Annotated in this window: 13 protein-coding genes; 7 read left to right on the forward strand and 6 right to left on the reverse strand. The window is 40.2% G+C overall.

The annotated features are described in order from the left end of the window. Positions 1-282: 282 nt before the first annotated feature. Both HMPREF9144_RS12295 and HMPREF9144_RS12300 read right to left on the reverse strand, forming a co-directional pair. A complete protein-coding gene (locus HMPREF9144_RS12295) occupies positions 283-1,224 on the reverse strand; it encodes a DUF8464 domain-containing protein (RefSeq protein ID WP_040595823.1) in 942 nt (313 codons plus the stop codon). Between the two features lie 363 nt (positions 1,225-1,587). Then, entirely contained in the window at positions 1,588-2,772 is a 1,185-nt protein-coding gene (locus HMPREF9144_RS12300) for a VapE domain-containing protein (RefSeq protein WP_006046465.1), read from the reverse strand. A gap of 444 nt (positions 2,773-3,216) precedes the next feature. On the opposite strand from HMPREF9144_RS12300, the gene HMPREF9144_RS12305 reads away from it, so the two are divergent. From HMPREF9144_RS12305 to HMPREF9144_RS12335, 7 genes are all read left to right on the forward strand, one after another. After that, entirely contained in the window at positions 3,217-3,492 is a 276-nt protein-coding gene (locus HMPREF9144_RS12305; protein ID WP_040595934.1) for a helix-turn-helix domain-containing protein, read from the forward strand. An 8-nt stretch (positions 3,493-3,500) separates the two neighbouring features. Continuing rightward, on the forward strand, positions 3,501-3,800 hold the full coding sequence (locus HMPREF9144_RS12310) for a helix-turn-helix domain-containing protein (protein ID WP_006046467.1): 300 nt from the start codon (positions 3,501-3,503) through the stop codon (positions 3,798-3,800). Positions 3,801-4,092: 292 nt separating this feature from the next. Further along, positions 4,093-4,296: a helix-turn-helix domain-containing protein gene (locus HMPREF9144_RS12315; RefSeq protein ID WP_006046468.1), complete on the forward strand. Its 204-nt coding sequence runs from the start codon at positions 4,093-4,095 to the stop codon at positions 4,294-4,296. A gap of 3 nt (positions 4,297-4,299) precedes the next feature. Beyond that, complete coding sequence (locus HMPREF9144_RS12320; protein ID WP_006046469.1) at positions 4,300-6,324, forward strand: type I restriction-modification system subunit M; 2,025 nt, start codon at positions 4,300-4,302, stop codon at positions 6,322-6,324. Positions 6,325-6,425: 101 nt separating this feature from the next. Beyond that, positions 6,426-7,769, forward strand: a complete 1,344-nt coding sequence (locus HMPREF9144_RS12325) for a restriction endonuclease subunit S (protein WP_249031133.1) — start codon at positions 6,426-6,428, stop codon at positions 7,767-7,769. A 12-nt stretch (positions 7,770-7,781) separates the two neighbouring features. Beyond that, the gene (locus tag HMPREF9144_RS12330; RefSeq protein ID WP_006046471.1) at positions 7,782-8,783 is read left to right on the forward strand and encodes a hypothetical protein; all 1,002 of its coding nucleotides are present in this window, start codon (positions 7,782-7,784) and stop codon (positions 8,781-8,783) included. Beyond that, entirely contained in the window at positions 8,773-9,426 is a 654-nt protein-coding gene (locus HMPREF9144_RS12335; RefSeq protein ID WP_006046472.1) for a hypothetical protein, read from the forward strand. Before HMPREF9144_RS12330 ends, HMPREF9144_RS12335 begins: the two co-directional genes overlap by 11 nt. A 174-nt stretch (positions 9,427-9,600) precedes the next feature. Here HMPREF9144_RS12335 and HMPREF9144_RS12340 read toward each other — a convergent pair whose 3' ends face one another. From HMPREF9144_RS12340 to HMPREF9144_RS12355, 4 genes are all read right to left on the reverse strand, one after another. After that, positions 9,601-10,782, reverse strand: a complete 1,182-nt coding sequence (locus HMPREF9144_RS12340; protein WP_006046473.1) for a site-specific integrase — start codon at positions 10,780-10,782, stop codon at positions 9,601-9,603. A 4-nt stretch (positions 10,783-10,786) separates the two neighbouring features. After that, positions 10,787-12,016: a site-specific integrase gene (locus tag HMPREF9144_RS12345; RefSeq protein ID WP_006046474.1), complete on the reverse strand. Its 1,230-nt coding sequence runs from the start codon at positions 12,014-12,016 to the stop codon at positions 10,787-10,789. 518 nt (positions 12,017-12,534) lie between these two features. Further along, positions 12,535-12,924, reverse strand: a complete 390-nt coding sequence (locus HMPREF9144_RS12350) for a hypothetical protein (protein WP_006046475.1) — start codon at positions 12,922-12,924, stop codon at positions 12,535-12,537. Positions 12,925-12,941: 17 nt separating this feature from the next. Then, the gene (locus HMPREF9144_RS12355; RefSeq protein ID WP_006046476.1) at positions 12,942-14,069 is read right to left on the reverse strand and encodes a hypothetical protein; all 1,128 of its coding nucleotides are present in this window, start codon (positions 14,067-14,069) and stop codon (positions 12,942-12,944) included. Between the last annotated feature and the right edge of the window lie 499 nt (positions 14,070-14,568).

Below are 14,568 nucleotides of genomic sequence, written 5' to 3' on the forward strand. Positions count from 1 at the left end.
CAGAAGGGCTTTTTTAGCGGTAACAGAGTGGAGCGTGAAGAAAATGCCCTAATGAGCTATGGCATTTCTTCTAAATGCCGCTCCGCCCAATCCGAAACTCCCCTTTGAGGTGTTTGCATTCTCTGAATGCACAGAAGCTTTGTTGCTAAGTTTCTTTTTAGGAAACTTGCAGTTGGGAAAACTGCCATTGCTCTTGAAACAAAGCTATCTGTCTGCCTCTTGTTCTCTTTTAGTCCCTAAGGATACTCGGTTAATACTTGGTTTTAATTGCGTTCTATTGCCTTATCTGCGAAATCCACGTTTGACGACCGATTGCGGTTTATTCTGTTTCTGTTCTATCACTTTCTGGCGAGAAATGTGGTACTCGTTCAGGTCTTTATATCCATCGTAATGTCGGCTCATATCCTCTACGTTCATTCCTGCCGATAGAAGAGCTTGCAAGGCTTTCCGTCCTGCTTCATCGTTGTCAAGAAACGCATGGACACAGACAATACGCTGCTCACGGAGATATGCAACAGCTCTGTGGATATTGCTTACGGAGTTCAGCACGATGGAGGGCGAGGTGGTGTCTTTTCCTTTCATCGTGAGAAAGGACAGGAAATCGACAAAGCCCTCAAAAATGTTGTGTGTGATGTCTTTTGTCCCATCTACACTACCGATAACGGAAATATCTTTCGGAGCGATTGTCCCTTTGAAATGACCGTTGTCCCTGAGTTCATATCCTCCTGTCCGATTTGGAAATCCTATGGCGGTGTAAATTCTTCCGTCCATCTCATAGCACACGGAACGCAGATAGGGCTTGGCAAGCGAAAAGTCTATCTTGCGCTCCTCCTGCAAATAGTGTTGCAGGTATGGGGGCAGTTCCTCACTGATGCCTAGAATGCGCCTTGTGCTTGGGGATTGTTTTGATATTTCTTCCTTTGAAGGAGTTGCACGATGAAAGGAAAGAGCGTTCTCTGACAAATGGTTCATTGCTTCGTGAGCATTGCACCTTTGCAACAACATCACAAGGTCTATGATGCTGCCACCTTTGCCCAAGCCGAAATCATACCAGAGATTCCGTGCAAAGTCCACTTTCAAGCTGGCGTTATAGTCTTCCCGATAGGGTGCATTGTAAAGGGCATAACTTCCGTATTGCTTGACGGGCTGTATGCCCCGAGCATGAAGGTAATCCGCTATGGATATTCCCTTAATACTTTGTAAGTCGTAATATTCGTTCTTCATTGCTGTTATTGTTGGGTTTGGGTTATTCATATTCATTGTTCGTTATTTCATTGTTTGTTCTGTTTTCTCTTTTTAGAGTTTTCCTCTTTTTATCTTACTACCCTTCGACACTCGGATAAGTGATTGACAGTGAAAGAGAGAAGTGTAACACTTCCCTCCATTTTATCTTTCTACTTATTCCTTCTACACCGTATAGCCATTCTTTCAGCTGTAGAAGCGTAGCAAGATAGTAGTAAGCTGTGTCGCAAGATGGACACCTCCTGCAATCCTTTCTCTTTCACTGTATTATCCTTAGTTGTAGTAATGTAGTAAGGAGAATAGAAAAGAAAAAGGAGTATAGTGAAGGGAGATAGTAAGAGAGTGCTATGGCGGTTGCTCGGGATGAATCTTGCGAACGGCATACACATATACAGGATTGCCGTTTACCCTGCGACACTCTCTCGTATAGCCTGCCTTTCGCAGGGCTTCACCCATCCGTTTGGGAGAGAGCTGCTGTCGGGTGTAGATGGAGAGGTAGCCAACTATCTCCGAATTGGTCATATAAAAACGCTTGGTGGCTTTCTCTGCTTCCGTTGGAAAGGTGAAATAGCGGAGCAATAGTTCCATTTCAGCCGTATAGACTTGAAAGGCTTCGCTATTATGGTGCAGTTCGATTATCTCCTCATCATTGAACCAATAGCGAAATCCGCTTTTTAGTAGAGCTTTGGCTTCACTATACACGGCATCTATCGGGATTGCCTTGGCTCGGTCTATATCTATCGCCAATACTTCAAAAGGCAAGAAACGTCGGTTTCCTGTCGGGTCGGTGAGAAAGTCGTTTCCATTGACCGATGCCACGAAACTTGCCAAGTGCGGTCGTTCCACGATATGCTTCTCGTAAGGCATACGGTACTTCACCTGCGGGCAGGTTATCAGGTTCTTCAGCTCGTTCTCGTCTCGCTTGTTGAGGGCTTTGAGTTGGTCGTCGATGTTGATGATGAGATTTTGACCGATAAGACTCAATACATCTTTCTCCTGTGGGTATATCTTTCCTGTATAGCGGTAGTCGGATAGAGCTGGTGGACAGAGAAGGTCAAGGAATGTGGTCTTGAATTTTCCCTGTTCACCCGTCAATACAAGGCAAGTATGGTTACAACACTGCTTGTCATCCATCGCATTGGCGACTACTGCCACCAACCATTTGGTAAGGTATTCCCTCCATTTCTCGGGATTGGCTACGCTCACACAGTCGGCAAGGGCGGTTACTGCTCCTTGTTTCACTGCTGGCAAACTATGAAAATAGGCTTGTACAGGATTGACCTGTGGGGAGAAGTCGCTCTCTATGATGCTGTATAGGTTTTCGGACGAGGTCTGTACATCTGCTTCCTTATTCAAGGCTCGTTTGAGCGTATTGATGCAGTAGCGGTCTATTGCCACATAGTTCCCCGTTCCTCTTTGGCAATACTCGGCTCGATTTAAGACGGTATTGTAACGGAACTCATATCGCTCCGAAAGAAACTCCTCTATTTGGATGTTCTTTGAGGTGTGGTCGCAGTTTTCTCTTTTCATTGTGCGGATTGCTTTCTATTACTTGGTTTTGATATTTGGCAAGTTCTCGATTACCAAAGCCAAGTTAGGCAGCCTTTTTCGCAGAGCCAAAGGTGGCGGTGTTCTTGCATCAAAGTACATCACTTTTCTTTGCTACGACACAACGAGAAAGCCCCTTTTCACCCAACAATGGAGGAAAAGGGGCAAAATAAGTGTGCGGATAGTACGGTGAGAAAGTGTGAGGTCTGCAACGGTTCGCAGAGTTTTGTACTTTTCGTAAGGAACAAATGACTTTTAGAGCGATGCAGGAGGATTTGAAAAGGGAAAAACAGGGGAGATATGATGCGTGGACTTCCTGCCGTTTCCCTCTTCTTCCCTGCTTATCCCGACCTCTTCGGAAATCGAAATCCACTGCTTACTTTTGCGTCAGAAATCAATAATCACGCAAATAAAACAACAACGAAAATGAGATTTACAGCCATTGACACCTCCGCTTGGGAGGAACTGAAAAAGAGCATCGTGGAACTTACCGACTGCTTCAACGAGCACTTCGCTCCACCTGCCGAGCTGCCCGACCTATTGCACAATGGGGACGTGTGCCGAATACTGAACATCAGCAAGCGGACACTGCAACATTACCGAGATACATCGGTGTTGCCCTTTATTCAAATCGGGCATAAATGCTACTATAAACGTGAGGATGTGGAAGCACTACTCGCTAAGTCTGACCCTCAGAAATAGAACGAACTATGGAATACGAAACCATCAGCAGAGAAACACCCGAGATGAAGCAACTCATCTTGGGTATCAGAAACCTCACAAAGCGTGTGCGAGCAACAGCACAGACACACCGCCCACTATTTGAGGGCGAACTCTACCTCACAGGGCGAGAAGTCTGCGAAAGACTCTTTCTTTCTCCACGCACCTTGCAGGACTATCGGGACAAAGGCATTTTCCCCTACACCCAAATTGCTGGCAAGATCCTCTATAGACTCTCCGATCTCAATAAGATACTACAAGAGAATTATGTCAAGCGAAGTTCGCTATAACATGTGCTATCATAATCTTCGCTTTATCAAGCAAAGCCTTGACTTCTTTACACAACTCAAAGCTCTTAGACATCTGTTCTGAGAGTTTTTGTTGTATATCAGGAGCAAGTATTGGGAAACTACTTTATACAACAATGATAGGTATTTTTCTCATTTTGATATGATTAGTACCACCATACCCCCACCTCAAAGTAATAATATCGTATTCATTGTGTTAAAGCTGCCTTTTTCTTCGTTTTGTTCAGTATAAGTTCATATATTTGCACAGATAAATTGACAAACGCACAATCTTATGGCACAGAACATCGAGCATAGCAATCTTATCAAAGACAAGCTAAAAGAAAAAGGTCGCACTCAAACGTGGCTCGCCAAGCAACTTGGTATGAGTTTCAGCATGACTAATGCCTATGTTTGCAACCGCAAACAACCTAATCTCGCCACCATCTTCAAAGTGGCAGACTTGCTCGAGGTATCACCAAAAGATTTAATAGTATAAATTATGACAGATACAATTATTCAAATAATCCCAGAAGGGAAAGTAAGAGATTATATTGATGGCACAATAAGAAAAGAGACTCCCGAAGAATATGTACGTCAAACTGTAGAGAAGCGTTTGGTTATTGAGCATAAATATTCAAAGGAGCAAATTGCCGTAGAGTTTCCTATTAAAATGGGAAATGGGAAGAAACGTGCAGATATTGTGGTATTTCCAGAAAATGCAACTAAGGAGGAACGAAAAGATCAACAACATATAGGACTCATTATTGAGTGTAAAAAAGAATCTGTCAGACCTACTGATAAGGGAGAAGGGGTAGCTCAATTAAAAACCTATATGGCTTCTTGTGCCAATTGCCTATGGGGGATGTGGACAAATGGCAAACATAAAACCGTATATAAGAAGATTATCGCTCCTGATGGTATAATCCATTATGAGGAATGTAATGACATACCTTCGGCAGATGGTAGTAATAATGAAAATGAGAGACCACAACGCAAGAAACTCTCTAAAGCTACGGATGACAACTTACTTTTCACGTTCCGTACTTGTCACGATATTATTTCTGTTAACGAAGGACATTCTAAGCAAGCAGCATTCTTTGAGTTCCTCAAGATCATCTTCTGTAAGATTACTGATGAACGAAATGTAACCAAACCTATCGAATTTTATACGACATCAAGCGAACGAAACTATCCAGATGGACAAGCCTCTGTGTATAAACGTATAGCACAAATATTTGAGGAAGTAAAGAAGCGTAATGGTAAGATATTTGAGGCAAATGATCTTATAAAACTTGAGCCACGCACAGTTACTCAAATAGTGGGTGAACTCCAAAAATATTCACTACTTGATACTCGTATCGATTTTAAAGGTAAGGCTTACGAAGAAATTGTGGGTTCAAATCTACGTGGTGATCGTGGTGAATTCTTTACTCCACGTAATGTAATGCAAATGGCAGTATCTATGATCAATCCCAAAGAGGGAGAGAAAGTCTTGGATAGTAGCTGTGGCACAGGTGGCTTTGTAGTTACGGCTATGAATGCAGTAATCGCAACCATTAAGGCTAAGATGCAAAAGGAATATGGAGAAAATATGGAAGATTGGACTCCTGCCATCCGCAATGCTTTTAATGAGGAAATATCTCGTATAGCAGCTGAAAACTTCTTTGGCTTTGACATCAACCCCGACCTTGTCAAAGCTACAAAGATGAATATGGTAATGAACAATGATGGTAGTGGGAACATCATACAGCTCAACACTTTACTACCTCCGCAATTATGGGAGCAAGGGAAAAAGTCAATGCTGGAACAAAAAATGGATTTGCCTCAAGGATCCATTCTCAATCATAAGACAATAGGGCTGTTTGATGTGATTGTAACCAACCCTCCTTTTGGCTCAAAAATTCCTATTAATGATCAGTCTATACTTGAGCAATTTGAACTTGCACATACTTGGACAAAGGTGTTGGGAAAATGGGAAATGAATGAAACCAACTTACGAGGAAGTGTACCTCCTGAGCAAATATTCATTGAACGTATCATTCAGTTACTCAAGTCTGGAGGACGTGCAGCCATTGTATTGCCTGATAGCATTTTTAGTTCTCCTGGTTTAGAGTTTATTCGTGTATGGCTTATGCGCAAAACACATATCATAGCCAGCATAGACCTTCATGCTGACACCTTCCAACCTCACAATGGAACTCAATGTTCTATTCTTTTTGTAGTTAAAAAGAGTGATGTAGAAATAGCCGAAGAAGAAAAGTTAGGTACCATTCCTGACTACAATATATTTATGACTATGATAGACCACATCGGACACGATAAACGTGGCAATACTATATATAAGCGAGATGAAGAAGGTAATCTTATATTGCATCACGAGGAAACCCAAGTGCGAGAGGTAGATAGCGAGGGTAATGTGAGCTATCGCCAAGAGACTTTTGAAGAGAAGATTGTCAACGACCAGACCATACTGGTGGCTGATGTGTTCAATAAGTGGAAACGTGAAAATGGCATAACATGGTAAGCACAGCAAAACCTATTATCGAGCAGTCAGAATTCAAGCGACAGATAGACTCTCTTTTGTTACCTTCTCCGTTAAGATTTTGTACCATTTCTTTATCGCAAATGCAAAGAAACGGGGTACGACTTGATGCTTCTGCCTACGACATAGAAGCAATCAAAGCACTTAACAAGGTATATCAAAATCTTTATGGTTGGGTGTATCTGTGGGGAAAGAACGGATTAGTGAAAGATGCATATTATGGACCAAGAGCTAAAAGGAATTACTTATCCAAAGGAGTTCCTTTTTTGGGTAGCTCTGAGATGCTTGAAATTAGACCTATCCCTCAAAAATTTGTAGATAAGAAGTACACCAAACGATATGGAGTAAAAGATGGACAAATTTTATTATCTCGTTCTGGTACTATAGGAAATATTACCTATGTTAACAATACGCTCAGAAAATGTTGCATCAGCGAACATGCTATTCGGATATCTGCTGAAAATGCTGGCTATATTTACGCTTTCTTTGCTACAGAAATAGGAAAAGCGATAGTTCGTTCGTTTACTTATGGCGCAGTTGTTGATGAAATTGAGCCTGAACACCTCTGTAATATTCCCATTCCCAATGCACCAGAAGAGATAAAAAGACTGATTCATGAAGCCATTGTGGAATCTTACGATTTGTGTGACCAGTCGAACGCACTTATTGATGAAGCACAGCAGTTGCTTTACGATGCACTACAAATACCTCAAAGACCCAATCTCACCTCCAAGTACTACGCTCCAGAAGCAGGCTTCCGTAATTATGTTGTACCTCTTTCTAAACTCAATAATCGCCTTGATGCCTCTTATCACTTGCCCGAAGTAGACGAGATAATTAACCTTATCTCGAAGTATGCCAAGGAAGTAACTACGCTTGGAGACCCGCGTATATCCAAAGATATTATTCTTCCAGGTCGTTTCAAACGCATCTATGTAGAGAAAGGGAAAGGAGTACCTTTCTTTGGTGGCAAACAGCTGTTGCAACTTAATCCTTCTGGAGAAAAGTATCTTTCCTTCGGCAAGCATGCCGATAGAATCGAGAAAGAGCTTTCATTGGAAGAGAACATGTGTCTGATAACTAGAAGTGGTACTATTGGAAAAATTATGATCGTTCCTAAACATTGGACAGGCTGGGTTGCAAACGAACATTGTTTAAGATTATCACCTCGAAATAAAGACATAGCAGGCTATATCTATGCTTGGTTGTCTACAGACTATGCTTTACCTTTAATTGTTCGGCACACTTATGGAGCTGTTGTTGACGAAATAGATGATAAGCAACTTGCTGAAGTCCCTATTCCATTGCTTCAAGACGAAGCAATACAACAACGCATCAATGACCTTGTACTTCAAGCTAATGAACTCCGCTACCAAGCCTATCTCAAAGAGCAGGAGGCAATTAAAAAAATGGAAAGTATATTATAAATATCATATATTATGGCTCATAATCCGAAACTCAATGTTTATATAATAGGTCTTAATCCTAAAAAACAAGATGAAAACAAAACCTTTAGAGATTTCTTAAAGGAAAAATATTCCAATCAGTCTGATTTATCAGATAATAGTCTCATGAAATATCTTTTTAGTTCATTTGTTAATGGTGTGGGACAAGACAAATTTCACAAGGACGACAAAAGTAAAAAAGTAATAGGCATTGACGATAGTAAAATGCTACCGATGACACTCAATTCAGACAAATGGATGTTAGATGGAGTTATAGAGGGTGGCAAGTATGGTATCTTAAGAGAGTATCAAGATACAGAAAAAGCAGAAGAGAAGGCTGAAATAAAACCAAATTACGCAGTTTTGGATAAATACTATATTCTTCTGAATCCTGTCTTAAATGACAAATATGCAGTATTACTATGTCAATCCTATACAGAAGAAAGCATCCAGGGTTCTGTTAATGAGTTTATTAAAGAATTGTTTAGTGGATGTGACAACTTTTTCAATGTAGATATAGAGCCATTTGTACCAAAGCGACTCAAAGAAAAATATGAAAAATCCGCAGCTATAAGAATGTTTAGTTTTACAGCACCATTACCGCTAACAGAAAGTCTTTGCACTAATGTAACTGAAGCAGCACAAGAGTTCGAGGTAGAGGTGCGTGTTAGGCCAGTAAGTCAAAAGCTTCCTATTAACTCTGACGGCACAAGGAAAATTATGCAGGCTGTCTCTGAAATGACACTAGAAAATCAACCTCTTGGTGAAGGTAAGGGGCGCATATATACTGCAGATGAACAGGGCAGGAATGCCAATTATGATATTGCAAAGGATATTCAAAGTATAAGACCAACTATTTATCTTTCAGATGAAGGTATTACTTCTGACGAACAAACAGGTCTTCCTGATTTTGTGGCGATACAGAAGTATTGCCACAATCTTTTAACTGAAATTAAAACAGAGAGGAATATAAACCAGGAGATTCATGAATTTTAAAGAAGCATTCAAAGCGTTAATTCGTGATGCGCATTATTACCAATACGCAGGTATTAATAGTTCTGAATTAAGCATAAAAAAGAATAAACCTCGATGTTATCTCACCAAAATCCAATGGTATATATTAATGATTTCTGTCGTGACAGCAATTACAACAGTAGGTGGATTTAGTAGGGAGTTTGCTGGATATGTTGTATCTGCTCTATCACTTTTTGTAGGTTTATTCTTCTCATTTATTCTAATGTTAATTGACAAATTCCAAAAGACTGATTTTAGTCCATATAAAATGAAGGTCAATGCTCAATTAATGCCGATAGGAGTGAGATTGAAGAACTATTATAAAAAGGCAACTACTCTTTCATTTTATATTATAGTGTTAGCTTTACTATGTATTTTGCTTCTTTCTGCATCATTGCTTAGTATCCCGTTCCATGAAGTATATCTATACATTAAAGAGAGGATTTCGATAAAATATGTAGATACATGGAAAACAATATGGGAAACTTCTTCTTTTATTATAAAATCAACATATCGAGGAGTTTCTATATATTTCCTCTTGGACTTCCTTTGGATAACTTTATATTTGCTTTCGTCCTTCTTTGATTATGTGAGTAGTGAATACGACAAAGTGAAACTAAAATAGTATAATGTGCAGAAATTAAAATCTAACTTTGATTTTTTATGGACTGCACATATTAGACAACTTGTGATATATACCGTTATTTATGGAGAGAGGAAAACGTTCCTTTTCACTCGCTCTATAACGATATAAGACTCTATTTTGCTATTTTATTTCTTATCTGACATCAATGATTCGCTAATATTTTCCACTTTTCTCTATCAGCCTATCCATATCCTTTGAAATCTTGCTATCCGTGATTTGCGCGTAAATTTGTGTACTTGCAATGGAGGCATGCCCCATCATCTTAGCGATGCTCTCAATGGGTACACCTGCTTCCAATGTCAGTGTGCCGAATGTATGGCGTGCTACATGAAAGGAAAGGTTTTGGCGAATGCCACAAGCCAGACCAATAGCCTTGAGGTGCATACCTATCTGCATTCTGCTCTGCGAGGTTGCAAAGATTGGGTTATCCTCTGTCTTGTCTTTCAGTGGGTAGAGCGAGAGTATCTGCTCGGCTATCGGGTGCAGTGGCGTGATGCTCTCTACACCTGTCTTTTTTCTGTCCTGACGGATATAGCGTATTCCGGCATTGTTCGTCTGAATATCACAGTACCGCAACTTGCTAACATCAGCAAAAGCCAGACCTGTAAATACCGAGAAGAGAAACAGCCTCCGCACAAATTCCGCCTGTTCATTTTGCAAGGGTATAGCCAATAAACGGGCTATATCCGTCTTACTCAAACAGCGGATTTTTCGCTCCACTCGCTCATACTTGGCTTCCTCAAAAGGGTTATAACGAATGGTTTGCTGACTCACAGCCCTATACATCAAACGACTTAACCAAAAGAGATTTTGTTTTGTTGAGGACAAGGCATAGCCTTTTCTTTTGAAGTGGATACGATAATCATCGAAAAACTCCATAGTAAGAGTTGTCAGAGGAATATCCACTACGCCTTTACTTTCCACAAAACTTTCCAACTGCCTGTGATAGCTACGGCAGCTTTGGTAAGTACCTGAAGCCCTTGTGGATTGAACGATTGACAGTTCCTCTCGGCTAAGAGCAAGCAATGTGGTAGGATTTGAGCCGACACTTTGCAAGTGGTTTTTAAGCAACTCGGCACTCACCGCACCGAATTGCAGGAGCAACGTATTATACCCCTGCTCAATCTTCTCTCGAAACGATTGCAAGCGTTGGTTCAGTTTCTTATCATTTGTTTCCTGTCGCTTCACGCTCCAATCTTTGGGAGAGATACTTTCTCCTGTGGACATCACGACTTTTGAGCCGTCTATCGTAATACGGCAAAGGATTGCCGTTGTGCCATCCGTTCTCAATTTACTGCGATTGATGTAGAATAATATATTGAATGTACTGCGCATAATCTCAAAAGCTAAGGGTTAAATCAGCGGTGAAAGAGAGAAAGCGATTAAACTCCTCGAATACTTTCTTTGGTGTTACATAGGCATAACGCTCCGTGGTCTCAATCTTGCTATGACCAAGCATTTTACTCACCGTTTCAATAGGTACTCCATTCTCCAAGGTTATCAATGTCGCAAAGGTGTGCCGTCCTACATGTGCGGTCAAGGGAATGGCAATCCCAGCTCTCAGTTGCAGGGCTTTCAATAGGAAACGATAGGCCTCGTAGCTGATACTCGGTAAAAGTGTTTCTCGTTCATCCGAATGATATGTATCAAGCAGAGTCGTGGCTTGAGGCAGAAGTTTTACCCGACAAAGGGTGTTTGTCTTTTGCCTTCTGAATTTTAGCCACATAGCCCCTTCATCATCCTTCACAAGATGTTCCTTGCGCAGATTCATCATGTCGCAAAAGGCTGTGCCTGTGTAGCAAGTGAATAAGAAAAGGTTGCGAGCAAGTGTCAGTTCTGTTTCATCATCCTCTAATCTGGCTTGCCTTATCTTGTCCAAAGAAGCCCTGTCCAAGGCTCTGGGCAGTTTACTTTCTCCTCTGTCTATCTTGACAAGGCCAAAGAGAGGACGATCTATAACACCTTCACGAAAAGCCAAACGGCACACTTTCTTGACCGCCAAAGCCATCTTGCGGTAATAACTCTGTGAATGACCGTGCTTTCCCACGCTGTATTGATGCAAGCCCTCCAAGAAATCATCGGTTAGTTGTCCAAAGGTGATGTCGTTGGTGCGGTATTGTTCCAGAATAAAGACTTGCAGGTGCTTTCGGAGCATGTAATACATCGAGTGCCAGCGTTCCGTAATCTCCACTCCAACCAATTGCTTCTCGTCTTCCACCATTTGGTCGTAGCGTTGTAAGAACGTAGTACGGTTCTGCATTGAGCCTTGAAATTGCTCCTTGATATCTTTTGCCGCGAACTCTATACCTCGCTCGCAAAGCGTTTGGTATGCTCGCTGTACAGAGAGGAGCAACTGTTCCAACTTCGCATTAGCTGCCACTGCTTCACGGCTCTTTCCGTTCAGCCTGCTCTCACGCACATTCCACAACTTGGGATTGCACGACAGCTTACTGCTGAATTGAGCCATCGTGCGATTGTAGGTTATTCGTCCCATAATCGGAGCATGCCCCGACTTGTCCAAACTGCTCTTTTTGAGGTAGAGCAGCACCTTCATTTTTCCTTTTTGCATACGCTTCTGTTTTTGTGGGCAAAGTTACCCATTTTTGAAGCGTTTTCGGTTATACAAAATATTGTGGTTCAGTGCATAAGCATCATAACAGCAAAAATCTCCATCACTGTACAAACTACTTAGCGTTACCTTGCTTTATCCAGGCACATTTGGCTAACGATTTGGTAACGTATCTTCTGCATAAATCCACATTTTCTGCACTTTCACCACCAAAGCAGTACACGGAAATAATCCGTGTTTCTCACACATTCTCAATTACTTATCATCAATCTACATAAATCAACCTTTTTCTTGCATTTGCCCTATAAAATTTGTACTTTTGCTCATCTTATTTCATTGTTTTATTTTGCAAATTACAAAGAAAATAAGAAGGGCTGAATGTGCAAAACAATCAGCCTGCTTTTTTTATTATTCTGAGTTAAAAAGATATGAACGCACAAAAAATTTTATCGGACACCAATAATTACTAACAGATATTGTCCTCAAAAAGTTTTACTGCACGGCAATAATATATAAATCTACTGTAACTTCTTATCTTTTGGAAACTCCTTGTCAACAATCTTCTTGATGATATAGTTACGAATGAGCAAAGGAATACCGAAAATAAAAATCAACGGAATGAATACTGGCACAAGAAGATGTAAGTAAAGATTAGCTTTCCTTGACCTAAATGTTTCACCTTCAAGATGATTACCTATCGGTATAGAACTTACTTCATTTCCAAAAAAATAAAGCCACAGAGAGATAAGGATAATAATAGAACCTATCACGTAGATATTGAAAACTGCCTTCTTAACAATCCTCGGCCGCTCCTTTTCTGGCACTCGTTGCAAAGAACGTACAGACTTAGCTATATTATTCGCACGGGAGAACTTGTCGCCAAAGAGCTTCTTTAACATTTCATTCATAATTTTTAATATTAACTTCAACTGCCTTGAAGTATAAAATAATAAGGGATTCCAGGATAATTGACATCGTCTCTTTCAAACATCTGTAGTCCTTCAAAGAAAACATTGTCGTCATTAGTCAGCTTGTCGCAGAGTTGATTATGAATCTTGTAAATAAGTTCAGATGCTGTAAAATAGCTGCCATTGTCTGCTTGCAATAACATCTTTTCTTCCCTTGAATCTTCTAGTTCATCGTCCCAATACTCATACTGCACCAGGATACGACTACCAATCAGCTTCAGCTCATCAGTCCAAATATTAGGGATATATCTGCCTGAAAGTTCTTCATTATACGCTTGTAAGGCATCTGTAAATAAAGCCAACGATGAATATCTCTTTTGTCTGAAGCTCCACGCAATTCCGCATAACAATTCTAATGGAAATCCTGTATTTTTGTCTATTTCCACAGTCTTGACTGGTTGGGATTCTTCTGACAAGGCATCTATATAGAAACGCCCCGTATCCTTGCCGTACTTCAAAGCCAATTCATAATACGTTATACTAGAATCTTCGCCTATCATATCGTAAATGTGCTTTCGAAGATCAGGCAACAGGCGAAGGTCGTGATAGTTTATTCTATCGTTATAGGCATTATATCCTTGCAACAGCAAAGCACTGGAATAATCTATACTACCCGACTTCGTTCCTCTAATTTTATATTCCTCTTCCTGTTGGCGAGACAATTCCGTCCGAAACTCGAGTTCACCACGTACAAGCGAAACCCCATCATCATTACAAAGGAAAAACTCCGGGAATTCTAAAGCATGGTAATCTACAGCTTCATAAGCATAATACGCCCAATCAAACCCGTTTCTGTTTCTACGGTTAAAGCTGGTTTTGTAGATGAAGCAACCAGGGATAATAAATTCCCGACTATTTAATTCTGGTGTATCGGAAATTTCTTTATATACAGCAACCAGATAACAATCAGAGAAGAAGTTAAGAACACTATTTTTTTCAACGTGCTTCGTAAGTCGCCCGGATATATCTACAAGAATTTTGCCAAAAAAATATTTCTTGTAATAATCATTGTAGACATAAAAAATATCACCTTCTTTTATATCCTTCTTGGCATGGGTTGCGCCTCTGTTTAACTTGATAGCCATAATTCTCTTTATTACTTCATTACGTTTATTTTCTAAATTATCAACACCTCAATATATATCAATGAAATATTGTTCTATGCTGTACGTTGGGAAACAATAGTACTAAAATGCAAAAATAATTATATCTTTTGAGATGACATCATTTTATTTTTAATTTCTATTTGGTAAAACTTAATTCGCATATAATTCATTGCGAAATTGCTTATATAGGCGATTCCGTATTAACTTTTGAAATTCAGTCCATCATGAAACAAATCAAATTGGTAGTGTCCTAAAAGTAAGTGAAATCTATCTTTGTTTTACACTATGTATTACCAGTTTTTGCATTGATAAAAATTCCTGTTATATATTGTTTTTTGTTTCTTCCATAGCAACACTCGTTAAAAGTAAAAATACCGACTTGTTTGATGTCATTGATCTTCTCGCTTTTGTCGTTCTCCTATATTTTAAATGGAGTCTTTCAGTCCTACAACAATAAATACACAAACCAGACTTTACG

It is taken from the genome of Prevotella pallens ATCC 700821, from assembly GCF_000220255.1.
GTDB lineage: Bacteria > Bacteroidota > Bacteroidia > Bacteroidales > Bacteroidaceae > Prevotella > Prevotella pallens.

Excerpts from the sequence above, each read along its gene's own strand:
- HMPREF9144_RS12295 (WP_040595823.1), bottom strand. The coding sequence starts at position 1,224 with ATGAAGAACGAATATTACGACTTACAAAGTATTAAGGGAATATCCATA.
- HMPREF9144_RS12300 (WP_006046465.1), bottom strand. The coding sequence starts at position 2,772 with ATGAAAAGAGAAAACTGCGACCACACCTCAAAGAACATCCAAATAGAG.
- HMPREF9144_RS12305 (WP_040595934.1), top strand. The coding sequence starts at position 3,217 with ATGAGATTTACAGCCATTGACACCTCCGCTTGGGAGGAACTGAAAAAG.
- HMPREF9144_RS12310 (WP_006046467.1), top strand. The coding sequence starts at position 3,501 with ATGGAATACGAAACCATCAGCAGAGAAACACCCGAGATGAAGCAACTC.
- HMPREF9144_RS12315 (WP_006046468.1), top strand. The coding sequence starts at position 4,093 with ATGGCACAGAACATCGAGCATAGCAATCTTATCAAAGACAAGCTAAAA.
- HMPREF9144_RS12320 (WP_006046469.1), top strand. The coding sequence starts at position 4,300 with ATGACAGATACAATTATTCAAATAATCCCAGAAGGGAAAGTAAGAGAT.
- HMPREF9144_RS12325 (WP_249031133.1), top strand. The coding sequence starts at position 6,426 with ATGCAAAGAAACGGGGTACGACTTGATGCTTCTGCCTACGACATAGAA.
- HMPREF9144_RS12330 (WP_006046471.1), top strand. The coding sequence starts at position 7,782 with ATGGCTCATAATCCGAAACTCAATGTTTATATAATAGGTCTTAATCCT.
- HMPREF9144_RS12335 (WP_006046472.1), top strand. The coding sequence starts at position 8,773 with ATGAATTTTAAAGAAGCATTCAAAGCGTTAATTCGTGATGCGCATTAT.
- HMPREF9144_RS12340 (WP_006046473.1), bottom strand. The coding sequence starts at position 10,782 with ATGCGCAGTACATTCAATATATTATTCTACATCAATCGCAGTAAATTG.
- HMPREF9144_RS12345 (WP_006046474.1), bottom strand. The coding sequence starts at position 12,016 with ATGCAAAAAGGAAAAATGAAGGTGCTGCTCTACCTCAAAAAGAGCAGT.
- HMPREF9144_RS12350 (WP_006046475.1), bottom strand. The coding sequence starts at position 12,924 with ATGAATGAAATGTTAAAGAAGCTCTTTGGCGACAAGTTCTCCCGTGCG.
- HMPREF9144_RS12355 (WP_006046476.1), bottom strand. The coding sequence starts at position 14,069 with ATGGCTATCAAGTTAAACAGAGGCGCAACCCATGCCAAGAAGGATATA.